This is a genomic window from Streptomyces sp. NPDC096176 (assembly GCF_044763255.1).
Lineage (GTDB): Bacteria > Actinomycetota > Actinomycetes > Streptomycetales > Streptomycetaceae > Streptomyces.
On record NZ_JBIWFV010000002.1, the window covers coordinates 401,705 to 427,634 of the forward strand.

The 25,930-nt window shown below is 70.7% G+C and carries 27 protein-coding genes; 18 read left to right on the forward strand and 9 right to left on the reverse strand.

Going from position 1 to position 25,930, the window contains the following annotated elements:
• Window positions 1–8: 8 nt before the first annotated feature.
• From ACIQ7Q_RS07025 to ACIQ7Q_RS07070, 10 genes are all read left to right on the forward strand, one after another.
• Window positions 9–1,604 (forward strand): polyamine aminopropyltransferase, encoded by a 1,596-nt coding sequence (locus tag ACIQ7Q_RS07025; RefSeq protein WP_403857249.1) that lies wholly within the window; start codon window positions 9–11, stop codon window positions 1,602–1,604.
• Between the two features lie 82 nt (window positions 1,605–1,686).
• Window positions 1,687–2,601, forward strand: a complete 915-nt coding sequence (locus ACIQ7Q_RS07030) for a CoxG family protein (protein ID WP_403857252.1) — start codon at window positions 1,687–1,689, stop codon at window positions 2,599–2,601.
• Between the two features lie 19 nt (window positions 2,602–2,620).
• Window positions 2,621–3,433 (forward strand): aldose 1-epimerase, encoded by an 813-nt coding sequence (locus ACIQ7Q_RS07035; protein ID WP_403857255.1) that lies wholly within the window; start codon window positions 2,621–2,623, stop codon window positions 3,431–3,433.
• A 75-nt stretch (window positions 3,434–3,508) separates the two neighbouring features.
• Window positions 3,509–4,048 carry an orotate phosphoribosyltransferase gene (gene pyrE, locus ACIQ7Q_RS07040; protein WP_403857258.1) on the forward strand — a complete coding sequence of 180 codons (540 nt, stop codon included), beginning with the start codon at window positions 3,509–3,511 and terminating at the stop codon, window positions 4,046–4,048.
• A 188-nt stretch (window positions 4,049–4,236) separates the two neighbouring features.
• The gene (fbaA, locus tag ACIQ7Q_RS07045; RefSeq protein WP_403857261.1) at window positions 4,237–5,259 is read left to right on the forward strand and encodes a class II fructose-bisphosphate aldolase; all 1,023 of its coding nucleotides are present in this window, start codon (window positions 4,237–4,239) and stop codon (window positions 5,257–5,259) included.
• Window positions 5,260–5,394: 135 nt separating this feature from the next.
• Window positions 5,395–6,840 carry an MFS transporter gene (locus ACIQ7Q_RS07050; RefSeq protein WP_403857264.1) on the forward strand — a complete coding sequence of 482 codons (1,446 nt, stop codon included), beginning with the start codon at window positions 5,395–5,397 and terminating at the stop codon, window positions 6,838–6,840.
• Between the two features lie 55 nt (window positions 6,841–6,895).
• Complete coding sequence (locus ACIQ7Q_RS07055) at window positions 6,896–7,312, forward strand: DUF3151 domain-containing protein (protein WP_403857267.1); 417 nt, start codon at window positions 6,896–6,898, stop codon at window positions 7,310–7,312.
• 392 nt (window positions 7,313–7,704) lie between these two features.
• Window positions 7,705–7,794 (forward strand): potassium-transporting ATPase subunit F, encoded by a 90-nt coding sequence (locus tag ACIQ7Q_RS07060; protein ID WP_327165486.1) that lies wholly within the window; start codon window positions 7,705–7,707, stop codon window positions 7,792–7,794.
• Between the two features lie 130 nt (window positions 7,795–7,924).
• Complete coding sequence (locus ACIQ7Q_RS07065; RefSeq protein WP_403857270.1) at window positions 7,925–9,298, forward strand: TrkH family potassium uptake protein; 1,374 nt, start codon at window positions 7,925–7,927, stop codon at window positions 9,296–9,298.
• Complete coding sequence (locus tag ACIQ7Q_RS07070) at window positions 9,291–10,010, forward strand: potassium channel family protein (protein WP_403857273.1); 720 nt, start codon at window positions 9,291–9,293, stop codon at window positions 10,008–10,010. Before ACIQ7Q_RS07065 ends, ACIQ7Q_RS07070 begins: the two co-directional genes overlap by 8 nt.
• A 40-nt stretch (window positions 10,011–10,050) precedes the next feature.
• Here ACIQ7Q_RS07070 and ACIQ7Q_RS07075 read toward each other — a convergent pair whose 3' ends face one another.
• The 7 genes from ACIQ7Q_RS07075 to ACIQ7Q_RS07105 all read right to left on the reverse strand — a co-directional run bounded on the left by ACIQ7Q_RS07075 (window position 10,051) and on the right by ACIQ7Q_RS07105 (window position 18,239).
• A complete protein-coding gene (locus tag ACIQ7Q_RS07075) occupies window positions 10,051–12,597 on the reverse strand; it encodes an ATP-binding protein (RefSeq protein WP_403857276.1) in 2,547 nt (848 codons plus the stop codon).
• A gap of 81 nt (window positions 12,598–12,678) precedes the next feature.
• The gene (locus tag ACIQ7Q_RS07080) at window positions 12,679–13,383 is read right to left on the reverse strand and encodes a response regulator (RefSeq protein ID WP_403857279.1); all 705 of its coding nucleotides are present in this window, start codon (window positions 13,381–13,383) and stop codon (window positions 12,679–12,681) included.
• 166 nt (window positions 13,384–13,549) lie between these two features.
• Complete coding sequence (gene kdpC, locus ACIQ7Q_RS07085) at window positions 13,550–14,185, reverse strand: potassium-transporting ATPase subunit KdpC (RefSeq protein WP_403857282.1); 636 nt, start codon at window positions 14,183–14,185, stop codon at window positions 13,550–13,552.
• Window positions 14,186–14,207: 22 nt separating this feature from the next.
• Complete coding sequence (kdpB, locus tag ACIQ7Q_RS07090) at window positions 14,208–16,346, reverse strand: potassium-transporting ATPase subunit KdpB (RefSeq protein WP_403857285.1); 2,139 nt, start codon at window positions 16,344–16,346, stop codon at window positions 14,208–14,210.
• Complete coding sequence (kdpA, locus tag ACIQ7Q_RS07095; RefSeq protein WP_403857288.1) at window positions 16,343–18,007, reverse strand: potassium-transporting ATPase subunit KdpA; 1,665 nt, start codon at window positions 18,005–18,007, stop codon at window positions 16,343–16,345. The genes kdpB and kdpA overlap by 4 nt, the downstream gene beginning before the upstream one ends.
• A gap of 8 nt (window positions 18,008–18,015) precedes the next feature.
• On the reverse strand, window positions 18,016–18,105 hold the full coding sequence (gene kdpF / locus ACIQ7Q_RS07100) for a K(+)-transporting ATPase subunit F (RefSeq protein WP_403857291.1): 90 nt from the start codon (window positions 18,103–18,105) through the stop codon (window positions 18,016–18,018).
• Complete coding sequence (locus tag ACIQ7Q_RS07105) at window positions 18,102–18,239, reverse strand: hypothetical protein (protein WP_403857294.1); 138 nt, start codon at window positions 18,237–18,239, stop codon at window positions 18,102–18,104. Before ACIQ7Q_RS07105 ends, kdpF begins: the two co-directional genes overlap by 4 nt.
• Before the next feature lie 530 nt (window positions 18,240–18,769).
• Between ACIQ7Q_RS07105 and ACIQ7Q_RS07110 the strand changes: the two genes are divergently transcribed.
• The 3 genes from ACIQ7Q_RS07110 to kynU all read left to right on the forward strand — a co-directional run bounded on the left by ACIQ7Q_RS07110 (window position 18,770) and on the right by kynU (window position 21,762).
• Window positions 18,770–19,669, forward strand: a complete 900-nt coding sequence (locus tag ACIQ7Q_RS07110) for a DUF3152 domain-containing protein (protein ID WP_403857297.1) — start codon at window positions 18,770–18,772, stop codon at window positions 19,667–19,669.
• A gap of 85 nt (window positions 19,670–19,754) precedes the next feature.
• Window positions 19,755–20,576 (forward strand): tryptophan 2,3-dioxygenase, encoded by an 822-nt coding sequence (kynA, locus tag ACIQ7Q_RS07115; RefSeq protein WP_403857300.1) that lies wholly within the window; start codon window positions 19,755–19,757, stop codon window positions 20,574–20,576.
• A complete protein-coding gene (kynU, locus tag ACIQ7Q_RS07120; protein ID WP_403857303.1) occupies window positions 20,569–21,762 on the forward strand; it encodes a kynureninase in 1,194 nt (397 codons plus the stop codon). Before kynA ends, kynU begins: the two co-directional genes overlap by 8 nt.
• A gap of 42 nt (window positions 21,763–21,804) precedes the next feature.
• Here the strand turns inward: kynU and ACIQ7Q_RS07125 are convergent, their stop codons facing one another.
• Both ACIQ7Q_RS07125 and ACIQ7Q_RS07130 read right to left on the reverse strand, forming a co-directional pair.
• A complete protein-coding gene (locus ACIQ7Q_RS07125; RefSeq protein WP_403857306.1) occupies window positions 21,805–22,026 on the reverse strand; it encodes a hypothetical protein in 222 nt (73 codons plus the stop codon).
• On the reverse strand, window positions 22,023–22,328 hold the full coding sequence (locus tag ACIQ7Q_RS07130; protein WP_403857309.1) for a hypothetical protein: 306 nt from the start codon (window positions 22,326–22,328) through the stop codon (window positions 22,023–22,025). Before ACIQ7Q_RS07130 ends, ACIQ7Q_RS07125 begins: the two co-directional genes overlap by 4 nt.
• 141 nt (window positions 22,329–22,469) lie before the next feature.
• On the opposite strand from ACIQ7Q_RS07130, the gene ACIQ7Q_RS07135 reads away from it, so the two are divergent.
• From ACIQ7Q_RS07135 to ACIQ7Q_RS07155, 5 genes are all read left to right on the forward strand, one after another.
• Window positions 22,470–22,715 carry a winged helix-turn-helix domain-containing protein gene (locus ACIQ7Q_RS07135; protein WP_403857312.1) on the forward strand — a complete coding sequence of 82 codons (246 nt, stop codon included), beginning with the start codon at window positions 22,470–22,472 and terminating at the stop codon, window positions 22,713–22,715.
• An 83-nt stretch (window positions 22,716–22,798) separates the two neighbouring features.
• Window positions 22,799–23,662 carry an alpha/beta hydrolase gene (locus ACIQ7Q_RS07140; protein ID WP_403857315.1) on the forward strand — a complete coding sequence of 288 codons (864 nt, stop codon included), beginning with the start codon at window positions 22,799–22,801 and terminating at the stop codon, window positions 23,660–23,662.
• 49 nt (window positions 23,663–23,711) lie between these two features.
• Window positions 23,712–24,533 carry an NAD(P)H-binding protein gene (locus ACIQ7Q_RS07145; RefSeq protein WP_403857318.1) on the forward strand — a complete coding sequence of 274 codons (822 nt, stop codon included), beginning with the start codon at window positions 23,712–23,714 and terminating at the stop codon, window positions 24,531–24,533.
• A 329-nt stretch (window positions 24,534–24,862) separates the two neighbouring features.
• On the forward strand, window positions 24,863–25,285 hold the full coding sequence (locus ACIQ7Q_RS07150; RefSeq protein ID WP_403857321.1) for an SseB family protein: 423 nt from the start codon (window positions 24,863–24,865) through the stop codon (window positions 25,283–25,285).
• Window positions 25,285–25,929: a hypothetical protein gene (locus ACIQ7Q_RS07155; protein ID WP_403857324.1), complete on the forward strand. Its 645-nt coding sequence runs from the start codon at window positions 25,285–25,287 to the stop codon at window positions 25,927–25,929. Before ACIQ7Q_RS07150 ends, ACIQ7Q_RS07155 begins: the two co-directional genes overlap by 1 nt.
• Window position 25,930 lies beyond the last annotated feature (1 nt).

Consider the following 25,930-nt stretch of genomic DNA (forward strand, 5'->3'; position numbering starts at 1 on the left):
TTTCCGACGTGATCGACCGGACGCAGCCCTCGCCGCCTCAAGGCATGGTGCCGCTTCCCGTGCGTCCGGACGCCGGCCGCCACATCGTGCTGGCCGTCGTCTTCGTCTGCGCCGCGTGCGGTCTGGTCTACGAGCTCGAGCTGGTCGCTCTCGCCACCTACTTGCTCGGTGACTCGGTCACCCAGGCGTCCGTCGTCCTGTCGGTGATGGTCTTCGCGATGGGCGTCGGATCACTGCTCGCCAAACGGCTGCGCTGCCGGGCCGCCGTCGGCTTCGGGCTGCTGGAGGCGGCGCTGGCTCTGGTCGGCGGCACCTCGGCGATGGTGCTGTACGCGTCGTTCGCCTGGTTCGGCGAGTCCCGGTGGGCGCTGGTGTGCTTCAGCCTGACCATCGGCGTCCTGATCGGTGCGGAGATGCCGCTGCTGATGTCGCTGATCCAGCGCATCTCGCGGCGGGACGCGGACGGCACGGTCGCCGACCTGTTCGCCGCGGACTATGTGGGCGCTCTCGTCGGCGGGCTGGCCTTCCCGTTTCTGCTGCTGCCGTGGCTCGGCGAGCTCACCGGCGCGCTGGCGACCGGCGCGGTGAACGCGGTGGCCGGCGGGGCGGTGGTGTTCTGGCTGTTCCGCGGCGAACTCACGGCGCGCTGGCGGGTACGGCTGATCGCGGTCAACGCGCTGGTGCTGGCGCTGCTCACGGGTGCCGCCGTACTGGTCGACGACTTCGAGCAGGCCGCACGCCGCGCGGTCTACGGCAATGACGTGCGGGTCGCCGTGCGCACGGGGATCCAGGAGGTGGTGCTCACGGGCGGGCCGTCCGAGCCGCCGGACCTGTTCCTCAACGGGCGGTTGAAGGTGCGTGGCCGTGACGAGCACCGCTACCACGAGGCGCTCGTCCACCCGGCGATGAGCGGACCGCACGAGCGCGTCCTGATTCTCGGCGGCGGTGACGGACTGGCGGCGCGCGAGGTGCTGCGCTACGCGGAGGTCCGCACGCTCACCGTCGTCGAACTGGACCCCGAGGTCGTCCGGTTGGCCCGCACCGAACCCGCGCTGACGAAGCTGAACGAACGTGCCTACGAGGACCCGCGGGTCGGGGTCGTCACCGCGGACGCGTTCTCCTGGCTTCGCGGGCACCGAGGGAGCTACGACGTGATCGTCTCCGACCTGCCCGACCCGGGCATCACCGCGAGCAGCAAGCTCTACTCACTGGAGTTCTACGGACTCACTCGGCGTGTCCTGGCCGACGACGGCCGGCTCGTGGTCCAGGCCGGGCCCACGGCACAGCCGGGCAACTTCTGGACGGTCGACGCCACGCTGCGCGCGTCCGGGTTCGCCACCAGCCCGTACCTGGTGCGCGGTACCGCTACGGGCGGCGCGGCGGGCGGCCCGGACCGGTTCAGTGCCCCCGGGGAGGCGTCCGCGGACTGGGGACTGCTGCTCGCGGCGGAGGGCGGTGCTCCGCACCTCGGCCTCGATGCCGACGCACCGCCGCTGCGCTCGGAGGCCGAGGACACGCTGGAGCAGGACGCCCTCGCCGCGGAGCGCACCAGGCTGCCGGGTCTTGTTCCGTCGACGCTGGTCCGGCCGCGCTACGCACACTGACCGCCGGCGGTGCGCGGGCGGGGTACGCGCCGGGCGTCGGAAAGGCAGACGCGGCGCGCCGTGCTGAGTAGGCTCGGATCCCATGGAGCATGAGGTGTTCGTTCCGGTACCGGCTGAGACCCTCCGGCAGACGCTGCGGGACCCCGCCCGGGTCGCCCGCTGCATCCCGGGGCTCCAGCGGGACGCAGACGAGTCGGCCGGTCCTCTGGCCGGGCGGCTCAAGGTCAGAGTCGGCGGTCACACCATCACCTACCGCGGCGCCTTCCACATCACGGAGCAGGACGGCGAACGGGGCGGGGTCTTCGCGGTCGAGGGCGAGGGCGCGGAAGCACGCGGCACCGGCTCGGTGAAGCTCACGCTGATGATCCGCCCGCAGCCGACCGACGGCGGTACGACGATGACCTTCACGGCCTCGGCGCGGGCCGAGGGCCGCCTGGCCGACCTTGCGGCAGGTATGAAGGTGTCCGCCGCGCACCGGCTGCTCGACCGGTTCGCGGAGGCGCTGTCGGCCGCCGCCTTCGAGGACCCCGAGTCCGCCCGGGGCGCCGAGGGCGCGGCCGCGTCCCCGGCGGAGAGCGCCGACGCCGACGCGGCTGCGCACCCCGACTCGCCCCAGGCCGACGCCGCGTCCGACGAGACGGGTGGGTCCGTCTTCGACACGCCCGTCCCTCCCCCCTCGCTCCGCCCCGACGCCGACGACGAGTTCGACGACGTGGACGACGTGGACGACGTGGACGGCATCGAGAGCATCGACGATCTCGACGACCTCACCGGCCTGCCCGACGCGGTCCCGGCAGAGGCCGCCCATGCGCGGCGCACCATGATCGGCCGGAGTGCCGAGGAGGTCGACCACGCGCCACCGCGCGGGCGTTACGCACCCACACCCGCGTCCGACGCGGGGTCCGCGGGCGCGACGCTTCGGTGGCTCGCGCCCGCCGCGGCTCTCGCACTGGCATCGGCGGTTGTGGTCGGCAGGGCGCTGCGTCGTCGGAGGTGACACGCCGTAATGTCGGGGTGTGAGTAGCGAAGAGAGCATCCGGCTGGCCGCCGGTGACGTCGAGTTGACCGTGCATCCTTCGATCGGCTGCCGCATCGGGAGCCTGCGCATCGGGGGCACCGAGGTGCTGCGCCAGGGCGAGCGGTACGGCGCGTTCCCCATGGTTCCCTGGTGCGGCCGTACGCGGGACGGGCGGTTCCGCAACGGTGACGTGGAGCACCAACTGCCGCTCAACGCACCGCCGAACGCCATCCACGGCACCGGCCGCGACACCGCATGGCGCACCGCCAGGGCCGGCAAGAACGAGGCGGCTTGCACCTACGACCTGGCAGATCCGTGGCCGTACAGCGGGCGCGTCACGCAGACATTCGAGCTGGCGGACGACGCGCTCACCATCAGGATGGGCGTGGAGACGTACGAGACGTCGTTCCCCGCCCAGGCCGGCTGGCACCCCTGGTTCCTGCGGAAGCTCGCCGGCGGTGCGGGCGAGGGCGAAGGCGAGGACGTACGGGTCGACTTCACGCCCGAGTGGCAGGAGGAGCGCGGCGAAGACCATCTGCCCACCGGCAAGCGCATCGCCCCGCTGCCCGGCCCGTGGGACGACTGCTTCGGGATGCCCGACGGGGTCGCCGTGACCCTCACCTGGCCCGGGCAGCTCGAGTTGACGGTCAGGAGTCCGGCCGAGTGGGTCGTGCTCTACGACGAGCAGCCGGAGGCGGTGTGTGTGGAGCCGCAGTCGGGTCCCCCGAACGGCCTCAACACCCACCCCCTCCTCGTCACACCGATCGAGCCGCTGGAGATGGCGACGACCTGGACCTGGCGACGGCTGTGAGGCGACGGCTTCAACAATCTCCCCCGCGATGGGGAGCCCACTCCCTGTCGCGGGGGAGGTCGTAAGCTCATGGGCATGACTGACGTACGTGCTGAGCTGCTCGAGCAGATCAAGGACAAGGCCGTGGTGCACGGCAAGGTGACGCTCTCCTCGGGTATCGAGGCCGACTGGTACATCGACCTCCGCCGGATCACGCTCGACGGCGAGGCCGCGCCGATGGTCGGTCAGGTGATGCTCGACGCCACCGCCGATCTGGACTACGAGTGCGTGGGCGGTCTGACGCTGGGCGCCGACCCCGTGGCGACGGCGATGCTGCACGCCTCGGCCGCGCGCGGGCAGCGGCTCGACGCCTATGTCGTCCGTAAGGCCGGCAAGGCCCACGGCATGCAGCGCCGGATCGAGGGCACGGACGTGAAGGGCCGCCGCTGCCTGATCGTCGAGGACGTGTCCACCACCGGCGGCTCGCCGCTGACCGCCGTCGAGGCGGTCAGGGAGGCCGGCGGCGAGGTCGTCGCGGTGGCCGTCATCGTCGAGCGCGGCGCCGCCCCCAAGATCGCGGAGGCGGGTCTTCCGTACGTCAACGCGTATTCGCTCGAGGAGCTCGGCCTCGCCTGATCAAGGCCTGACCTGCGCATACATTCAAGGGCGCCCTGTTTCACGTGAAACAGGGCGCCCTTGTCGCGCAACGGCCAGCCAGGCAGTCTGGTGCCGACACGGGAGTCTGGAAAGATAGGCCGCGACGATGACGTCGCCCAAGGTCAGGGCCCAGCACCACATACCCGCACATCACAAGGAGCGGACACATGCCCATCGCGACTCCCGAGGTCTACAACGAGATGCTCGACCGGGCGAAGGCAGGCAAGTTTGCCTACCCGGCCATCAACGTGACCTCGTCCCAGACCCTGCACGCTGCACTGCGTGGCTTCGCGGAGGCCGAGAGCGACGGCATCATCCAGATTTCCACCGGCGGTGCCGAGTTCCTGGGTGGCCAGTACAACAAGGACATGGTCACAGGCGCGGTCGCCCTCGCCGAGTTCGCGCACATCGTCGCCGCCAAGTACGACATCACCGTCGCGCTGCACACCGACCACTGCCCGAAGGACAAGCTGGACGGCTACGTACGGCCGCTGCTCGACATCTCCGCCGAGCGCGTGAAGGCCGGCCGCAACCCGCTGTTCCAGTCCCACATGTGGGACGGCTCGGCCGAGACCCTGGCCGACAACCTGGCCATCGCCCAGGAGCTGCTGGCGCAGGCCGCCGCCGCGAAGATCATCCTTGAGGTCGAGATCACCCCGACCGGTGGTGAGGAGGACGGTGTCTCGCACGAGATCAACGACGAGCTCTACACCACCGTCGACGACGCGCTGCGCACCGCCGAGGCGCTCGGCCTGGGGGAGAAGGGCCGCTACCTGCTGGCCGCCTCCTTCGGCAATGTGCACGGCGTCTACAAGCCGGGCAACGTCGTGCTCCGTCCCGAGCTGCTGAAGGACCTGCAGGCCGGTGTCGCCGCCAAGTACGGCAAGGCCGACCCGTTCGACTTCGTGTTCCACGGCGGCTCCGGTTCGACCGCCGAGGAGATCGCCACCGCGCTGGAGAACGGCGTCGTGAAGATGAACCTCGACACCGACACCCAGTACGCCTTCACGCGTCCGGTGGCGGACCACATGTTCAAGAACTACGACGGCGTGCTGAAGGTCGACGGTGAGGTCGGCTCCAAGAAGACCTACGACCCGCGCACCTGGGGCAAGGCGGCCGAGGCCGGCATGGCCACCCGTGTCACCGAGGCCTGCGCGGCCCTGCGCTCCGCGGGTACCAGGATCAAGTAAGGCTTCGGCCGCGACAGCGGGCCCGGCATCCCTTCGAGGGTGCCGGGTCCGCCGTATGTCCGGCGCCCATGCACGCCCGGGGCAGGGTGCGGCTGCCGGGTCGTAGGGTGGCGGAGCTGCTGCGATGATCCCGGTATGGACACGAGGCCGGGAGAGATCAGGCTGGCGTCGGCCACCGGCCGCTGGGTGGTTCTGACGACCGTCCTCGGCTCCGGCATGGCGCTGCTGGACTCGACCGTCGTCAATGTCGCCCTCCCCCGGATCGGTGAGGACCTCGACGCCGATCTGGCCGTTCTGCAGTGGACCGTCAACGCCTACATGCTGACGCTGGCGGCGCTGATCCTGCTCGGCGGTGCGCTCGGCGACCGCTACGGCCGCCGGCGGATCTTCGTTCTGGGTGTGGTCTGGTTCGCCATCGGCTCCCTGCTGTGCGGGCTCGCGCCGAACGGTGGCGTGCTGGTCGCCGCCCGTGCCCTCCAGGGCATCGGCGGTGCCCTGCTCACACCCGGGTCGCTGGCCCTGATCCAGGCGAGCTTCCATCCGGACGACCGGTCCCGGGCCGTGGGCCTGTGGTCCGGTCTCGGCGGGTTCGGCGCGGCGATCGGGCCGTTCGTCGGCGGCTGGCTGGTCGACGGGCCCGGCTGGCGGTGGGTGTTCCTGCTCAACGTGCCGCTGGCGCTGCTGTGCGTTCCGGTGGCGATGCGCCATGTGCCGGAATCCCGCGACCCGAAGGCGACGGGCCGTTTCGACATGCTGGGCGCGTTCCTCGGCGCGGCGGCCCTCGGTCTCGTCACCTACGCGCTGATCGCGGCGACGGTGTGGGCGGGGCTCCTGGGCGCTGCGGTGGGAGTCGCCTTCGTCCTCGTCGAACGGCGGGCGCCGGAGCCGATGCTGCCGCTGTCGATCTTCGCGTCGCGCCAGTTCACGGCAGTCAATGTGGTGACGCTGTGCGTGTACGCCGCCTTCGGCGGATTCTTCTTCCTCGTCGTCCTGCAGCTCCAGGTGGTGGCCGGCTACTCGGCTCTCGGCGCGGGCACGGCGCTCCTGCCGACCACCCTGCTGATGCTTCTGCTGTCCGCGCGCTCGGGAGAGCTCGGCGAACGGATCGGCCCGCGTATCCCGCTCACCGTCGGTCCGCTGCTCTGCGCCGCCGGGATGATGATGACGCTGCGGGTGGGCGAGGACGCGTCGTACCTGACCGATGTGCTGCCGGCGCTGCTGGTGATGGGCCTCGGCATGGTGGCGCTGGTCGCGCCGCTGACGGCGACCGTGCTGGCGTCCGTGGAGACCGGGCGGGCCGGCATCGCGAGCGGCATCAACAACGCGGCCGCCCGCGCGGCGGGCCTGATCGCGGTGGCGGCGCTGCCGCTGCTGGCGGGCATGGGACCGGAGGCGTACCGCTCGGCCGCCGAGTTCGGGGGGACGTTCCGGCGGGCGATCCCGATGTGCGCCGGGGTGCTGGTGGCCGGCTCGCTGATCGCCTGGTTGACGGTGCGCCGACCGGACGACCCGAGCCGCTGCCACACCGAGTGCAAGGTCAACTGCGGCGTGACGTCACCGCCCCTGGAGCCGCAGAGCTAGCGAGTCTTTCGGACCGACGCCGCGCATTCCTGCCCGACCTGTGAGACTGGGGGCCATGTCCATTCACGAGAACCTGCTCGGGGGCCCGCCCCCGACCCACCTGCCCGACGAGCCCGGACCGCGAGAGCTTCTGGCCGGCGGAACCGCTGCCGCCGAAGTCGCGGCCAAGTACCCGACCAGCTCGCTGGCCTGGGCGCAGCTCGCCGACGACGCGTTCGAGAACGGCCGCGTCATCGAGTCGTACGCGTACGCACGGACCGGCTACCACCGCGGCCTCGACGCGCTGCGGCGCAACGGCTGGAAGGGCCACGGCCCGGTGCCGTGGGACCACCCGGCCAATCGCGGGTTCCTGCGTTGCCTCGCCGCCCTCGCTCGCGCCGCCGGCGAGATCAACGAGAAGGACGAGACGGAGCGGTGCTGGCAGTTCCTGAAGGACAGCAGCGCCGAGGCGTACGCCGAGCTGAAGCGGTAGCGATCACCGCGGCTGAGACGTCTGTGCCGCCGTCATTCAGACAGTGGCGGCGGCACGGAGCGCGGAAAACGAACGATCACATGTAGCGCCGCGAGTGCCGGCGCGTCGGCCGCGGTGAGGCGCCGCACGGTACATGGCGGAGTGCTCCTTCAGGCGGTGTGGCCGACGAGGAGGTCGGCGAGTACGAGCATTCCGGCGCGCGGTCCGCCTTTCGCGCACGGCTTTGACGGCGCTCTGACGGATCATGCCGAAACGCGTCAAAGCGGCGTCAGAATCGCTCCCGCCGACGGAAGAAGCCCGTCAACGCTCCCTCGGTGCGGGTGGCACGCGCGGTTTCCTGAGTCGGTCGGATTCCGGCGGGGCAACCCGCAGCACAAGGGAGTTGATCGCTCGTGAGCGAGGAGAACTGGGTCGGGCTCATGGTGGCCCTGTCACTGGTCGGCTATCTGGCGGCGGCCGTGATGCGTCCGGGGAAGTTCTGAACGCCTCGCGGAGAAGTGCCTCGTGCCCCCGCTGCCTGGTCAGGAGTGTCCATGTAGGGTGACCGCCGCCGGTTCGTTGACGGGTTCGATACGCCCGCGGCCGAAGCGGTGAAGCGAGGGAGGCCGACTGGTGGCTGGGCAGCTGACGAGGGTGCGGCGGTCGGTGTTCGCCGCGCACCCGGCCCGGACCCTGGTCATGGCCTTCGGCGCGGTGATCCTGCTGGGCGCGTTCCTGCTCATGCTGCCGGTGTCCTCGGCGGAGGGCGGGGCGACGGGGTTCGTGACCGCCCTGTTCACCTCCACCTCCGCGGTATGCGTGACCGGACTGGTCGTCGTCGACACCGGCACGTACTGGAGCGGGTTCGGCGAGGGCGTGATCCTCGCGCTGATCCAGGTCGGCGGCTTCGGCATCATGACGATGGCCTCGCTCCTCGCGCTGCTCGTCTCGGGCAAGCTGCGGCTGCGCATGCAGCTGACCGCGGCGGCGGAGACGAAGAGCTTCGGCATCGGCGACGTACGCCGTGTCCTGCTCGGCGTCGCCGGGACCACGCTGGCGGTGGAACTCGCTGTGGGGGCCTGGCTCGCGCTGCGCTTCCGGTTCGGTTACGACCAGTCCATCGCCGACTCGGCCTACTCCGGGCTCTTCCACGCCGTCTCCGCCTTCAACAACGCGGGCTTCGGCCTGCACGTCGACAGCCTCACCCCGTACGCGCAGGACCCCTGGGTGACACTGCCCATCGCCCTGGCGGTCATTCTGGGCGGGCTCGGCTTCCCGGTCCTCCTTGAGCTGCTGCGGCACCGGACGCGCAGAAGGCTCACCGGCCGGCGCACCTGGTCGCTGCACACCCGGATGACCCTGCTGACCACCCTCGTCCTGCTGCTGACCGGCACGGTGCTCACCTGCCTCCTGGAGTGGACCAACCCCGGCACGCTGGGGCTGTTCGACTGGGACAAGAAGCTCCTCAACGGTTTCTTCCACTCCGCGATGAGCCGCACGGCCGGGTTCAACGCCGTCGACATCGGCGCCATGCATGCCTCCACCCTGCTGATGACCTGCACGCTGATGTTCATCGGCGGCGGCAGCGCGGGCACGGCGGGCGGCATCAAGGTCACCACGTTCGCGGTCCTGGCCGCCGCCATCTGGGCGGAGGTGCGGGGCGAGCCGAACTCCACCGTCATGGGCCGGCGTCTGGCCCCCCACGTGCTGCGCCAGGCCCTGACCGTCGCTCTGCTGGCCGTCGGGCTGGTGATCGGGGCCACGCTCGCCCTGCTGACCGTCTCCTCGGCCCCGATGGAAGCCGTCCTGTTCGAGGCGGTGTCCGCGTTCGGCACCGTCGGACTGTCCACCGGCATCACGGCCGACTTCCCGGACAGCGGACGGCTCGTGCTCATCCTGCTCATGTTCGTCGGGCGACTCGGCCCGGTCACCCTGGTCTCCGCGCTCGCCCTGCGCGAGCGGATCCGCCGCTACCAGCTACCCGAGGAGCGACCCGTCATTGGGTAACTACCTGCACAACCTGCGCCGACGCCGCCGCAAGCGGCTCGCCCAGCAATACCCCGAGATGAGCGACCAGCGGGTCGCCGTCATCGGCCTGGGCCGGTTCGGCAGTTCCCTGGCCCTGGAGCTGACCCGGCGCGGCTGGGACGTGCTCGGGATCGACACCGACCCGCAGCTCGTCCAGCGCCACAGCGACGCCCTCACGCACTCCGCGGTCGCCGACTGCACGGACCCCGAGGTCCTGCGCCAGCTCGGCGTCCACGAGTTCACCAGCGCGGTCGTCGGCATCGGCACCGACATAGAGGCCAGCATCCTGATCGCCTCCAACCTCCTGGAGGAGAACGTCCCCAACATCTGGGCGAAGGCGATCAGCCGCCAGCACGGCCAGATCCTGGAGCGGCTCGGCGTCCACCACGTCGTGCTGCCCGAGCACGAGATGGGCGAGCGGGTGGCCCACCTCGTGACGGGGCGAATGCTCGACTTCATCGAGTTCGACGACGACTACGCCCTGGTGAAGACCGTCGCGCCCGACAGCATCGCGGGCGTACCGCTGGGCGAGAGCGGAGTGCGATCCAGGCACGGGGTCACGGTCGTCGGCATCAAGCGCCCCGGCGAGGGCTTCACCCACGCGACCGCCGAGACCGTGGTCGCGAGGGGAGACGTCATCATCGTCACCGGCAAGATCCAGGCGGTAGAGGCGTTCGCCGAAATAAGCTGACGCCGGGCCGGGTCGGCAGGGCCCGGCCGACGGCCACGGCTCAGGTGGTCGCCGCGGCCGGGAGCTCGGGCCGGACCGGCTGGTGGGACGGTGTCTTGGGCAGGGCGATGACCATGGTCAGCCCGCCGCCGGGCGTGTCCTCGGCGGTGACGGTGCCGCCCATGGCCTCGACGAACCCGCGGGCGACCGCGAGGCCGAGCCCGACACCGGCACCGCGCGGAGCGTCGCCGTACCTCTGGAAGGGCTCGAAGACGGCGTCCTTGGCCTCGTCGGGGATACCGGGCCCGCGGTCGACGACGCGCAGCTCCACACGGTCGCCGAGCGCGCTGGCGGCCACCAGGACCGGTGTGCCGGCGGGGGTGTACTTGACGGCGTTCTCGACGATGTTGGCCACGGCCCGCTCCAGCAGACCCCGGTCCACCGTGACCATGGGCAGGGTCTCCGGAATGTCCAGGGCGACACTGTCCTCCGGTACGCCGCCCAGCGCCATCGGCACGACCTCGTCGACGTCGGTCTCGCGGAACACCGGCATGACGGTCCCCGTCTGCAGCCGGGACATGTCGAGCAGGTTCCCGACCAGGTGATCGAGGCGGTCGGTGCCCTCCTCGATGCCGGCCAGCAGCTCGGCACGGTCGTCCTCCGACCACTCGACGTCGTCGGCGCGCAGCGAGGTGACGGCAGCCTTGATGGCGGCCAGCGGGGTGCGCAGGTCGTGGCTGACGGCGGCGAGCAGGGCGGTGCGGATCTTGTTGCCCTCGGCGAGCTTGCGGGCCTCGGCCGCCTCGCCCACCAGGCGTTGACGGTCCAGTACGACGGCGGCCTGGGAGGCGAAGGCGCCCAGGATGCGGCGGTCCTCGGCGGGCAGGACCCGGCCGGTCAGGGCCAGGGCCAGGTGGTCGCTGACGGGCATGTCGACGTCGGCGTCCTCGGGGCGGGCCACCGGCCGGGCCTGGCCGACACTGCCCACGCAGGTCCACGGCTCGACGTCGCTGGTCCGCTCCAGCAGGGCGACGGACTCCATGGCGAAGGTCTCCCGCACCCGGTCGAGCAGCGCCTCCAGGCTGGTGTCGCCGCGCAGCACACTGCCCGCGAGCAGGGACAGGGTCTCGGACTCCGCCCGCAGCCGGGCTGCCTGCTGGGTGCGGCGCGCCGCCAGGCCGACGACCGATGCCACGGACGCCGCGACGGCGAAGAAGACGAAGAAGGCGAAGATGTTCTCGGGGTCGGCGATGGTCCACGTGTGGACGGGGGGCGTGAAGTACCAGTTCAGGAGCAGTGAGCCGACGGTGGCCGAGGCGAGCGCCGGCCACATCCCTCCCAGCAGCGCCGCCGCAACGGTCACGGCCATGAAGAGCTGCATCTCGTTGGCAAGCCCCGTCCCGCCGCCCATCGACGTCAGCACCAGGGTGAGCAGGAGCGGCCCGGCCACGCCGACCAGCCAGCCCGCCACGAGCCGCGGACCCCCGAGACGGCTGCGCTGCCGCTTGGGCAGCCCCCGACCCCGGCCGACCGCGTCGTGGGTGACGATGTGGACATCCAGGTCGGGGCCCGACTCGCGGGCCACGATGGCGCTGACCCCGGGCCCGAACACGTACTGCCACGAACGACGGCGGCTCGCGCCCAGGACGATCTGGGTGGCGTTCACGCCGCGCGAGAACTCGAGCAGCGCGGACGGGATGTTCTCGCCGATGACGTGGTGGAACGTTCCGCCGAGGTCCTCGACGAGGGTCCGCTGCACCGTCAGCTCCTTCGGCGAGGCCGAGGTGAGCCCGTCGCTCCGGGCGATGTAGACGGCCAGGACCTCGCCGCCCGCGCCCTTCTCGGCGAGCCGGGCGGCCCTGCGGATCAGGGTGCGCCCCTCGGGACCGCCGGTGAGGCCGACGACGATCCGTTCCCGGGACCCCCAGATCGCGGAGACCTCGTGGTCCGACCGGTACTGGTTCAGGTACTCGTCGACCCGGTCGGCCACCCACAGCAGTGCCAGCTCCCGCAGGGCGGTGAGGTTGCCGGGGCGGAAGTAGTTGGACAGCGCGGCGTCGATCTTGTCGGGCTTGTAGATGTTGCCGTGCGCCATGCGTCGGCGCAGGGCCTCCGGCGACATGTCGACCAGCTCGATCTGGGCGGCACGGCGGACGATCTCGTCGGGGACGGTCTCCTTCTGCCGTACACCGGTGATCGACTCCACGACGTCGCCGAGCGACTCCAGGTGCTGGATGTTCGCCGTCGATATGACGTCGATGCCGGCCGCGAGCAGTTCCTCGACGTCCTGCCAGCGCTTGCCGTTGCGCGAGCCGGGGATGTTGGTGTGCGGCAGCTCGTCCACCAGGGCGACGGCCGGGCGGCGGGCCAGCACGGCGTCCACGTCCATCTCGGTGAAGGTGCTGCCCCGGTACTCGATCTCCCGGCGCGGGATCTCCTCCAGGCCGTGCAGCATCACCTCCGTGCGTGGCCGGCTGTGGTGTTCGACGAAGGCGACCACACAGTCCGTGCCCCGCTCGACACGGCGGTGGGCCTCGGAGAGCATCGCGTACGTCTTGCCGACGCCCGGCGCCGCGCCGAGGTAGATCCGGAGCTTTCCGCGTCCCATGGGTGCGATCTTTCATGTCGAAGCGGATGGTTCCGTCGGCCGCCGCGGACGATCCCACGACCTGCCCGGGGCGAGCGCCACTCAGCCTTCGAAGCGGTAGCCCATCCCCGGTTCCGTGATCAGGTAGCGCGGGTGGGAGGGGTCGTTCTCCAGTTTGCGCCTGAGCTGAGCCATGTAGACGCGGAGGTTGTTCGTCCGGGCGACGAAGGTGGGTCCCCAGACCTCTTCGAGGAGCTGCCGCTGGCTGATCAGCCGCCCCGGGCTGCGTACCAGGATCTCCAGCAGGTGCCATTCCGTGGGGGTGAGACGGACGGGCTGCCCGTCGCGCCGGACCCTTTTGGCGGCGAGGTCGACGGTGAAGTCCTCCGTGGTGACCGTGAGCGACGGCGGCTCGTCGGCCGGCAGCACGCGGCCCGCGCCGTCCCCGCTGTTGCGCCGTACCGCGGCCCGCAGCCGCGCCAGCAGCTCGGCCATGTCGAACGGCTTGGTGAGGTAGTCGTCGGCCCCCGCCTCGAACGCCTCGACCTTCTCGTGGGTGGTGCGCCGGGCCGACAGGACGACGAGCGGCACGCGGGTCCAGCCGCGCAGAGCCTTGATCACGTCGATGCCGTCCATGTCGGGAAGGCCGAGGTCGAGGACGACGACGTCCGGTCTGCGCTCGGCGGTCAGCCGCAGCGCGGTGGTGCCGTCGGGGGCCGCGTCCACCTCGTACGCGCGCGCCCGGAGGTTGATCGTCAGGGCCCTGACGAGCGGCGGTTCGTCCTCGACCACCAGCACCCGGGTCATCGGGGGTGCCACCTTTCTTGTCGTCTCGTCGTTCACGGAATCCGTCGGCGGGTACGGGGTCCGCTGGTACGGGAACCGCCGGGCGGGAGGAGTCCCGGCCCGGCGATTCCCAGCGGCCTGCCGTTTCCAGCGGTCTGCCGTTTCCAACGTTCTGCCTACGGGACCGTCAGTGTGCGGCCAGGTCCTTCAGCGCGAGGTTGAGCTTGAGGACGTTGACGTGCGGTTCGCCGAGGAAGCCCGCCGTGCGGCTCTCGGTGTGGTCCTCGACCAGCTTCGTGACCTGCTGCTCGGACAGGCCGTTGGCCTTGGCCACCCGCTTGATCTGGATCTCCGCGTACTCCGGGGAGATGTGCGGGTCGATCGCGGAGGCCGAGCCGGTGACCGCGTCCTTGGGGACCTCGGACTCCGGTACGCCGTTGAAGGTGGCCACGGCCTTCTTGGTGTCGCCGACCGACTTGGTCAGCGTGGGGTCGGAGGCGCCGAGCTGGCTGGAGCCGGTGGACAGCGGGTCGTACCCGCTGTTGGACGGGCGCGGCTGGAACCACTTCGGGTCCGGCCGGGCGACCTCGTTCTCGTCGTCCGGGTTCTTCTTCGGCAGGTCCCAGGTCTGGCCGATGAGCTCGGAGCCGACCTCCTTGCCTTCGACCTTGACGATCGACCCGTTGGCCTTGTCGTGGAAGAGGCCCTGGGCGATGCCCGTGACCGCGAGCGGGTAGAGGATGCCGGTCACGACCGTGAGGACGAGCAGCATGCGCAGCGCGGCCCAGGCCAGGCGTCCCGTGTTTGCTACGGAGTTCTTCATGGTCGGTCAGCACGCTTTCTGATTAACGCAGCCCGGGGATGAGGGAGATGACGAGGTCGATGATCTTGATGCCGATGAACGGGGCGATCAGGCCGCCCAGGCCGTAGAGCCCGAGGTTCCGGCGGAGCATCTTGTCCGCGCTGGTCGGCCGGTAACGGACGCCCTTCAGGGCGAGCGGGACCAGCGCGATGATGATCAGCGCGTTGAAGATGACCGCGGAGAGGATCGCGGACTCCGGCGAGGCCAGGCCCATGATGTTGAGCTTGTCCAGGCTCGGGTAGGCGACCGCGAACATCGCCGGGATGATCGCGAAGTACTTCGCGACGTCGTTGGCGATGGAGAAGGTGGTCAGCGCGCCTCGGGTGATGAGGAGCTGCTTGCCGATCTCGACGATCTCGATGAGCTTGGTCGGGTTGGAGTCGAGGTCGACCATGTTGCCGGCCTCCTTCGCGGCAGACGTGCCCGTGTTCATGGCCACGCCGACGTCCGCCTGGGCGAGAGCCGGGGCGTCGTTGGTGCCGTCGCCGGTCATCGCGACGAGCTTGCCGCCGGCCTGCTCGCGCTTGATGAGGGCCATCTTGTCCTCGGGGGTGGCCTCGGCGAGGAAGTCGTCGACACCCGCCTCCTCGGCGATGGCCTTGGCGGTCAGCGGGTTGTCGCCCGTGATCATGATCGTCTTGATGCCCATGCGGCGCAGCTCGTCGAACCGCTCCCGCATGCCGTCCTTGACGACGTCCTTGAGGTGGATGACGCCCAGGACGCGGGCGCCCTTGTCGTCCTTGACGGCGACGAGCAGCGGCGTACCACCGGCCTGCGAGATGCGGTCGGTCAGCTCGCGGGCGTCGGAGGCGACGGTGCCGCCCTGCTCCTCGACCCAGGCGACGACCGAGCCGGTCGCGCCCTTGCGGGTCTGCCGGCCGTCGACGTCGACACCGGACATGCGGGTCTGGGCGGTGAACTCGATCCACGTGGCGTGGGCCAGTTCGCCCTGGTGCCGTTCGCGCAGGCCGTACTTCTCCTTGGCGAGGACCACGATGGAGCGGCCCTCGGGCGTCTCGTCGGCGAGGGAGGAGAGCTGGGCGGCGTCGGCGACCTCGGCCTCCGTCGTACCGCGTACGGGGACGAACTCGGCCGCCTGGCGGTTGCCCAGGGTGATGGTGCCGGTCTTGTCGAGCAGCAGCGTCGACACGTCGCCGGCTGCCTCGACCGCGCGCCCGGACATCGCGAGAACGTTGCGCTGGACGAGCCGGTCCATACCCGCGATGCCGATCGCGGAGAGCAGCGCGCCGATGGTCGTCGGGATCAGGCAGACCAGGAGAGCGGTCAGGACGATCATCGAGGTCTGCTGGTCGGCGCCCGCGTAGATCGCGAACGGCTTCAGGGTGACGACGGCGAGCAGGAAGACGATGGTGAGGGACGCCAGCAGGATGTTGAGGGCGATCTCGTTGGGGGTCTTCTGCCGGGCGGCGCCCTCGACAAGGTTGATCATCCGGTCGATGAAGGTCTCGCCGGGCTTGGTCGTGATCTTGATGACGATCCGGTCGGACAGGACCTTCGTACCGCCGGTGACGGCCGAGCGGTCGCCGCCGGACTCGCGGATGACCGGGGCCGACTCGCCGGTGATGGCGGACTCGTCCACGGACGCGACGCCCTCGACGACGTCACCGTCGCCGGGGATGATGTCGCCGGCCTCGCAGACGACGAGGTCGCCGATCCTCAGCTCCGTACCCGGAACCCGCTCCTCGTTCTCGCCGATGATCCGGCGGGCGACCGTGTCGGTCTTGGCCTTGCGCAGGGTGTCGGCCTGGGCCTTGCCGCGGCCCTCGGCCACGGCCTCCGCCAGGTTGGCGAAGATCGTGGTCAGCCAGAGCCAGGCGGTGATCGCCCAGCCGAACCAGTCGCCCGGGTTCTTGACCGCGAGCACGGTGGTGACGACCGAGCCGATCAGGACCACGAACATGACCGGCGACTTGACCATGACCCGCGGGTCGAGCTTGCGCAGCGCGTCCGGGAAGGACTTCAGGAGCTGCTTCGGGTCGAACAGACCCCCGCCGACCCGCCCGCCCTCGGGCTTGTGCCCGGTGGGCACGTCCGAGTGCGGCGCCGGGCTCGTCGTCGTGGTGGACATGGCGTCCTCGTGCTTCTCTACGTCGATGGTCATGCCGCGAGCCCTTCGGCGAGCGGGCCAAGGGCGAGGGCCGGGAAGAACGTCAGACCGGTGATGATCATGATGGTGCCGACCAGGAGGCCGGTGAACAGCGGCTTCTCGGTCCGCAGCGTGCCCGCGGTCTCGGGGACGGGCTTCTGCTCCGCCAGCGAGCCCGCGAGCGCGAGGACGAACACCATCGGCAGGAACCGGCCGAGCAGCATGCACAGGCCGAGTGCCGTGTTGTGGAACTCGGTGTTCGCGCCGAAACCGGCGAAGGCCGAGCCGTTGTTGTTCGAGGCGGAGGTGTAGGCGTACAGCACCTCGGAGAAGCCGTGCGCTCCGGTGTTGGTCATCGACGACTCACCGTTTCCGGTGGCCATCGCGATCGCCGTGCCGGGCAGGACATGGGCAGGGGTGATCAGGATGTAGCAGGCCGCGTACTTCATCTCGCGGGTGCCGATCTTCTTGCCCAGGTACTCGGGGGTACGACCGACCATCAGACCGGCGATGAACACCGCCACGACCGCCATGATCAGCATGCCGTAGAGACCCGAGCCGACACCGCCGGGCGCGATCTCACCCAGCATCATGCCGAGCAGCAGCACACCGCCGGACAGACCGCCGAAGGAGTCGTGGAACGAGTTGACCGAACCGGTCGACGTCATGGTCGTGGAGACCGCGAACAGGGAGGAAGCCCCCTCGCCGAACCGCTGCTCCTTGCCCTCCATCGCACCGCCCGCGAGCTGCGAGGCGGTGCCCGGGTGGGCGTATTCGAGCCAGGTCACCAGGACCACGCCGACGAACCAGATCGTGGCCATCGCGCCGACGATCGCGTAGCCCTGCTTCACGCTGCCGACCATCCTGCCGAAGGTGCGCGGCAGCGAGAACGGGATGACGAGCAGCAGGAAGATCGTCAGGAGGTTCGAGAAGCCGTTGGGGTTCTCGAAGGGATGGGCCGAGTTGGCGTTGAAGTAACCGCCGCCGTTGGTGCCCAGGTCCTTGATGGCCTCCTGGGAGGCGACCGCGCCGGGGCTGATGGACTGCGGCTGCCCGGTGACGGTGGTCAGCTCGTGGATGCCGGCGAAGTTCTGGATCGCACCGGCCGCGACCAGCAGGACGGCAGCGATCACCGAGATCGGGATCAGGATGCGGACGACACCGCGGACCAGGTCGGCCCAGAAGTTGCCCAGCTCACCGGTGCGGGACCGGGCGAAGCCGCGGACCAGCGCGACGGCCACGGCAATGCCGACTGCGGCCGAGACGAAGTTCTGCACGGCGAGACCGGCGGTCTGGGCGACGTGGCCCATGGACGACTCACCCGAGTACGACTGCCAGTTCGTGTTCGACACGAACGAGGCGGCCGTGTTGAACGCCTGGTCCGGCGTGATCGCCGTGAAGCCCAGCGAACCGGGCAGATCGTCCTGAATCCGCAGGATCAGGTAGAGGAACAGCACGCTCACCGCGGAGAACGCCAGGACACCGCGCAGGTACGCGGGCCAGCGCATCTCCGTGTCGGGGTTCGCGCCGACGGCGCGGTATATCCACTTCTCCACCCGCAGGTGCTTGCCTGAGGAGAAGACGGCGGCCATGTGGTCGCCGAGGGGGCGGTGCACCAGTGCGAGCGCGACGATCAGTGCGGAGACCTGGAGCACGTCAGCAAGAACGGGGCTCATATCCGTACTCAGAACCTCTCCGGCTTGACGAGGGCGAGGACGAGGTAGCCCAGCAGGGCGACGGCCACGACGAGCCCGATGATGTTCTCGGTGGTCACAGCTTCGCCACCCCCTTGGCGATGAGGGCCACCAGCGCGAACACCGCGATCGTGGTGACGACGAAGGCCACATCGGCCATCGCATGCTCCTGGAAGAGGTTCGGAGAGGAACGGACACCACGAGAAAAGCGCACCCCTGGCGCGAAAGCGCCCCTCGTTGATGACGCCCTTACGCCGCTGACGGCACCTTTGACGGCATCCATACGGTGCAATGCTCTGGATCACGCCCACTGCGGGCGCGCCGTCAGCGTCGCCGCAGCAACCGCACGAGAACGACGGCCAGAACGAGGACGGGCAGCAGCGAAAGGGCCACCCCGACGGCATCCATGCCCACAGCGACACACCCCGAGATCAGTGGGCCCTGCTCTCCGATCGACCGAAGCCGTGCGCGAGCCCATGCAACTCAGCGTGGTGCCCATCGTCCCGAGGGCGGAGGAGGGTTGACACAGCTCTGACGCCTGGGACGCCCGGCTTGATGCGCTTCTGACGCGGCCGACGGAGGATGTCGAGGCCACCGGCCGGGGACCGGCGACCCGGACCGGGTTCGCCGGTCCCCGGCCGGTACGATCGCACGCACTGCCGAATTCACGCTTGCACGGCCGGTGCAGAGGCCCCACTCACCTCTCCCCCCAAACACCGGCCCGAACCAGGGGAGAGGTCTGTCTTGGGCCAGCGCGCCGCCGCCCGCAAGGGGCGCAGCCGCCGACGGAGCCGCAGCAGTACGGTCCGGCGCCGGTCGACCGGCTCGATAGTGCTGCTGGGCCTGTGCCTCGCCCTCATGTCGGTCGGCGGCGGCGCCGCCCTCGCGCACTGGAAGGAAGGCCGGCCGACCGTCACGGAGGCGGCGGCCCCCACCGAAGAGCCCGAGGTCTCGCCGCTGATGTCGCCCAAGGCGTCGCCGAAGCCCTCGGCATCGCCTTCGCCTTCGCAGTCCCCGTCGAAGAGCCCGACCAGCTCCCCGGAGCCCAAGGCGTCACCGCCCAGCAGCCAGTCGTCCGCGGTTCCCCGTTCCGGGCCGGGAACGTTCACCGCGGCACGGGCGAACGGCGCTCCGGCCGGCGAGGGAACGCTCCGTCGCTACAAGGTCGAGGTCGAGGACGGCATCGACGTCTCCGCCCGGGAAGCGGCCGCCCAGATCCAGGAGATCCTGGCCCACCCGCGCGGTTGGGCCGCGAACGGCCGGGGCCGCTTCCAGCTCGTCTCCTCCGACGCCGACTTCGTGATCAAGATCGCCACGCCGTCCACCGCGGACAAGCTCTGTCTCGCCGTGGGTCTCAACACCCGCGGCGAACTCAACTGCGAGACCGCCGAAGGGGTGGTGGTGAACCTGCGGCGCTGGCTGCTGGGCTCGCCGACGTTCGCCGGGACGCCCGCCGAGTACCGCCACCTGATCATCAACCACGAGATAGGACACGAGATCGGCATCCGCACGCACATGGGCTGCCCCGGCGCCGGAAAGCCCGCTCCGGTGATGATGCAGCAGATCAAGGGCTTGAACGGGTGTGTCTCCAATGCCTGGCCCTTCGACGAGGACGGGACATATCTCACCGGCCCGCCCGCGTGAACTTCTGCTTATGATGCCGGTGGGGACCGGGGCCCACACCGAGAAGGAAGGGGCGGACCGCTACCCGGATGTCGAGGAGACAGCAATGTCACATGACTCCGCCCCGAATCTGGACTTCGCGGGCACCACGCCGTACGAGGACTACGTCCAGGCGGACGTCCTCACCCACCTTCAGCATCCGCGGTCGGACGACCCGGGCGAGATGGTCTTCCTGGTCACCACCCAGGTCATGGAGCTGTGGTTCACCGTTGTCGTCCACGAGTGGGAGACCGCCGCTCGCGCGCTGCGCGAGGACCGGATACCTGTCGCGATGGACGCCCTGAAGCGGTCCACGCGCGAGCTGGAGGCGCTCAACGCCTCGTGGCGGCCGATCGCCAACCTGACGCCCGCGCAGTTCAACGCCTACCGTGACGCCCTCGGCGAGGGCTCCGGCTTCCAGTCGGCGATGTACCGGCGGATGGAGTTCCTGCTCGGCGACAAGTCCGCCTCCATGCTCGTGCCGCACCGCGGAGCACCGAGGGTCCACGCCGAGCTGGAGAAGGCGCTCCACGAGCCGAGCCTCTACGACGAGGTGCTGCGACTGCTCGCGCGCCGCGGGTACGCGGTGCCGGCAGAGGTGCTGGAGCGCGACCTGTCGCAGAAGTACGAGCCGTCCGAGGCGGTCGAGCGGGTCTGGGCCGAGGTGTACTCGCAGGAAGAGCAGGACACCGAGCTGGTGCGCCTCGGCGAGGCGCTCACCGACGTCGGCGAGCTGGTGTGGCGCTGGCGCAACGACCACCTGGTCGCGACCCGTCGGGCAATGGGCTCGAAGGTCGGTACGGGCGGGTCCGCCGGTGTCTCCTGGCTGGAGAAGCGCGCCCGCAAGAACGTCTTCCCCGAGCTGTGGACGGCGCGCAGCCATGTCTGAGTCCCTGGCCCAGCGGGCCGCGGCGCTGGACGCCGCAGACGAACTCGCCGGTGCGCGAAAGCTTTTCGCCCTGGACGACACGGTGTATCTCGACGGCAACTCGCTCGGCGCGCTGCCGGCACATGTCCCGGACCGGGTCGCCGACGTGGTGAACCGCCAGTGGGGGCAGCTGCGCATCCGCTCCTGGACCGAGGGAGACTGGTGGACCGCGCCCGAGCGCATCGGTGACCGGATCGCTCCCCTGGTGGGGGCGGCGCCGGGGCAGATCGTCGTCGGCGATTCCACAAGTGTGAACGTCTTCAAGGCTGTTGTGGGCGCGGTTCGGCTCGTCGACGACCCGGCGCGTACGGACGTCCTCGTCGACGCGACGACGTTCCCCACGGACGGATACATAGCGGCGTCGGCCGCGCGTATGACCGGCCACCGGATCGTCCCCGTCGACCCGGCCGACGTGCCGTCCGCGCTCGGCCCGACCACGGCGGCGGTCCTCCTCAACCACGTCGACTACCGCTCGGGCCGGCTGCACGACCTGCCGGCCCTGACGGCGGCGATCCACGACGCGGGCGCGCTCGCCGTCTGGGACCTGTGCCACAGCGCGGGCGCCCTGCCGGTCGGGCTCGACGAGCACGGCGTCGACCTGGCGGTCGGCTGTACGTACAAGTACCTCAACGGCGGCCCCGGTTCGCCCGCCTACCTGTACGTGGCACAGCGCCACCAGGCCTCGTTCGACTCGCCCCTGCCCGGGTGGACGTCGCACGCGGACCCGTTCGCGATGACCGCCGGCTACGAGGCCGCGGACGGCGCGGTACGCGGCCGGGTCGGCACCCCGGACATCCTGTCCATGCTCGCCCTCGAGGCGGCGCTGGACGTCTGGGACGGGATCGCCATCGAGGCGGTACGCGAGAAGAGTCTGGCGTTGACGGACTTCTTCCTGCAGTGCGTCGAGGCGTATCTCCCGGCAGGACAGGTCACTTCGCTGACCCCGGCCGCGCGCGCCGAACGCGGCAGCCAGGTCGCTCTGCGCTGCGACGACGCTCCGCGGGTGATGGCGGAACTGATCGCCCGCGGGGTCGTCGGCGACCTGCGCCGCCCGGACGTGCTGCGTTTCGGTTTCACGCCGCTGTACGTGGGCTTCGCGGACACGGAACGCGCGGCGCGCGTCCTCGCGGACGTGCTGGCCGGCTGACCACAAGGGTCCCGGGGGACACGCCCCCGGGACCCGGCGCGGTCAGTGCTCGTCCTCCCCCCGGTCCCGCAGACCGGTCGCCAGCAGGTCGAGCGCATCGGGCGGCCTGGGGAACAACGGCGCGCAGCCGATGCAGGCGTAGACGTTGAACCCGGGCCCGGAAGCGGAGTGCACCTCGGAGACGAGCACCGGCTCGGTGGTGATCCGGTCGCAGCGCACGCACATCCGCACTGGTCCGCGGCGCCGGTCGGCGTCTTTTGTCATGCGGCCCCCTGCGCTCCGACGAGGTGGTGGTCGAGGTCGAGGCCGAAGTCGGCGGCGAGCACGAGGGCGAGCCGCCGTTGCCGCTGTTCGTCCGCGAGCAGGTAGGGCCGGACCATGGCGGTCTCGTGCCCGTTCAACGGCACGTCGAGCCCGTACGGCGAGCGGAGCGCGGGCAGCCGCGTGGTAGGGGGCGGCACGGTCGCGGCCCTGGGGTGAGCCGGACGCGGCCGGTGCCGGCCGGTGCCCGGAGGGATGAGCAGGAGCCTCGCCCACCGGACGAGGGCCTGGATAAGGTCGTGCACGTCGACGCTCCTTCGAAGCGTTGGCCATGCCCCGGGGGTGCCCGCCAGTACCCGCCGGGGCCTTAACTTGGCCCACCATACCGAAGTATACCGAAGTGCGCTGAGGATGCGAAGAATACCGAGGCGCACTCAACTAGGCCTATGAGCATTGATCGGACTCGCGCCATGTGGCCACAGATCGCCGCAGTGATCATTGAGCGCATTCGCAACGGCACCTACCCGCCCGGCAGCAAGATCCCCAGCGTGGTGCAGATTGCGAACGAGTTCGGCGTCGTCAACTCGACTGCTCAGCGAGCGATGGAGTCGGTCCGCGCCGAGGGGCTCACCCGATCCGAGGCCGGTATGGGTACGTACGTACTCCGTCCCGAAGAGACCACCACCCACTGACGCCTGGCGCGCAGACGCCCAGTGGTAGCGTCCGCGCTGATCAGAGCGAACACATCGGCCTCGCAGGACTGTTGGAGCACCACATGCCGGACCTCGTCGCCCGAGACGCCACCGAGGAAGCCTCGGCGTTCGCGCACCCCGCCGTCGAGCCCGACGCGTCCGCCGCGTACGGGGACGATCCCGATCAGGTCGTGGACTTCTACGCGCCGCGCGGCGGGCAGGACGGTGCGCCGCTCGTGGTCGTGCTGCACGGCGGGGCGTGGCGCGCGCCGTACGACCGGCGGCACATCACACCGTTCGCCGCGTTCCTCGCCGACCGCGGACTGGCCGTGGCCAACGTCGAGTACCGGCGGGGCGGCGGCGACGGCACCGAGGCCGAGCCGGTCGCCGGCCGGTGGCCGGAGACGTTCGACGACGTGGCCGCCGCGATGGACGCGCTCCCGGACCTGGCGCGGCAGGCGCTGCCGCAGGCGGACCCGCGGCGCATCGTGGTGACCGGGCACTCCGCCGGCGGTCATCTCGCGCTCTGGGCCGCCGCCCGTCACGTGCTGCCCGCCGACTCGCCGTGGCGGCTGCCCGCGCCGCCCGCACTGCGCGGTGTCGTCGCGCTCGCGCCGATCGCCGACTTCGCGGCGGCCGTCGAGCGCGGCGTGTGCGGCGGCGCGGTCCATCAACTGCTGGGTGGCGAGGGCGAGTACGAGAAGCGTGCGCCGCACGCCGATCCCGCCGTTCTGGTGCCGACCGGTATCGCCACCGTCGTGGTCCAGGGGCGTGCGGACATCGTCGTCCCGCAGGCCGTCGCGGAGGCATACGTCTGCGCGGCGGCCAAGGCGGGCGAGACCGTGGGGTGGACGCTGCTCGACGAGGTCGGGCACTTCCCGCTGATCGACCCGGCGGCCGACGCCTGCGCGGTGGTCGCGGAGGAAATCGCCCAACTCGCTTGGTGACACGGGATCGCGGACAGAAACTGACCGCAAGGCTTCATACGTTCTTCCCATGACGAATCTCGTGACCGGAGCAACCGGAACCGTAGGCCGCCAGGTCGTGGCGGAGCTTCTCCGCCGTGGACATTCCGTTCGCGCCCTGACCCGCGACCCCGCGAAGGCCGACTTCCCCGAAGGCGTCGACGTCGTGCAGGGCGACCTCACCGACGCCGAGAGCCTGGCCGCCGCCCTGGAGGGCGTCACCGGCCTGCACCTGATCACCTTCGGCGGCCCGTACTTCGCCCCGCCGGCCACCGGCCCGCGCATCGTGGAGCTGGCCCGGAAGGCCGGCGTGCGGCGGGTCACCGTGCTGCACGGCGGCGGTCCGAGCCCGCTGGAGGACGCGGTCAGGGGGAGCGACCTCGCCTGGACCGTGCTGATGCCCGTCGAGTTCATGGCCAACGCCCTTGAATGGGCGGAAGGCATCCGCGCCGACGGCGAGGTACGCGAACCGTTCGTCGGCAGGCTCAGCGCCATGGTCCATGAGGCCGACATCGGCGCCGTCGCGGCCGTCGCCCTCACCGAGGACGGGCACGACGGCCGGGAGTACGTGATCACCGGGGCGCAAGTGCTGACCGTCGAGGACAAGGTGGACACGATCGCCGCCGCCCGGGGCCGGAAGATCCGGCTGGTGGAGCTGAGCGAGGAGCAGGCGGTCGCGCAGTGGAAGGCCGCGGGACAGTCCGAGGAGGTCATCGGGTTCCTGCTGGACGTCTACGGCAACACGCCTGTCGAAGGACGCACCGTGGTCGACACGGTCGAGCGGGTCACGGGCCGCCCGGCCCGTACCTTCGCCCAGTGGGCCGAGGAGCACGCGGACGCCTTCCGGGCCTGACACGGGGGGCGGGTGGCGCAGGGCTGCAAGGAGTCCTGCCCCGCCCGCGCCGAGGGACCCTCGGCTTCGACCCGGTGGACGGCGACGGCGACCAGCGCCGGATCGCCCGCGGCCGACCGCGGTCCGTTGCCTCTCCCCTGACCGTCCGGTCCGCGGCCTCTCCCTCCGACGGTCCGGTCCGCGGCCTCTTCTTCGACCGTCCGGTTCGCGGCCGGCAGTTGACGAGGACCTCCCCGCCCCCGGAACCGACGGGCCATACTCGTGCGTGGTGTCCGGCGAGGCGAAACGGAAGCGGAACGGAAGCCGGCACGATCTGGGAGGAGTTCCGGGTGAGCGACGGCACTGCACTCGCCGAACGGATCGCCGAGCGGCGGGACGGCTCGGGCGATCCTCGGGAGTTGGTGGGCGAGTTGCGGCGCGCCCGTGTCCTGGTGCCCGTCGAGGGGGGCGGCCTGTGGACCGCCGAGCTCGGCGGGGTGCGCTGGATCTGCGCCTTCACCGACGAGGCCGCCCTGGCCCGGTTCGCCCGCGCGCGGGACACCGGCGACGGACGGGAGACGGGCCGTTCCTGGGAGTTCGCCGAGATGCGCGGGGCGCGGCTGCTCGACGAGATCGTGCCGGCGATGGGTGTGCCTGCGGGCGTGGCGGTCGACATCGCCGATCCGGACGGGGCGATGGCCTTCCCGCCGGTCAGAGGCATCGTGCCGGACGCGGTCGCCGTGGACGTGCCGGCCGGGGACGGCGCGGCCTGATGGGCGGCGCGGAGGACCTGCGGCTCGATCCGCAGAGCGTGCAGCGCATCACCAGCGGGATGCGCTCTGCCATGGCCGAACTACGGGACATCGGCACGGGCACCGGGGCGGTCCTCGGCAAGGGCTTCTCGGACATGGCGATGACCGGGATGGAGGCCGGGCACCACGGCCTGTCGGTGGACTTCGAGGACTACTGCGAGCGCTGGGAATGGGGCGTGCGGGCGCTCCTCCAGGACGCCAACGTCATCGCGGCGACTCTGGGGCTCTCCGCCGGCCTGCTCTGGGAGGAGGACCAGTACATCCAGGGCACCTTCAAGATCGCCGTCAATGCCGCGGTCGGCAATCCGCACGCCTCCGAGGAGGACGTCGTCAAGCAGAACTGGGGCGATGTGTTCACGCCGGACTACCTGAACCCGGACTGGAGCCCCGAATCGTTCCAGCGGGCAGGCGACGAGATCGGACAGACCTGGAAGGACACCGGCCGGGCCGTGCTCACGGAGGGGAACGGCGGCCGTCAGTCCCGGATCCTGAACGAGATGCTCGGCGTGGACCAGGAGGCGTTCGACCGCGCGGTGGACGACACCTTCGGCCCCTCACCCGAGGAGCGGGCAGCGCAGCAGCAGCCGGGCGACGGGGGGAACTGAG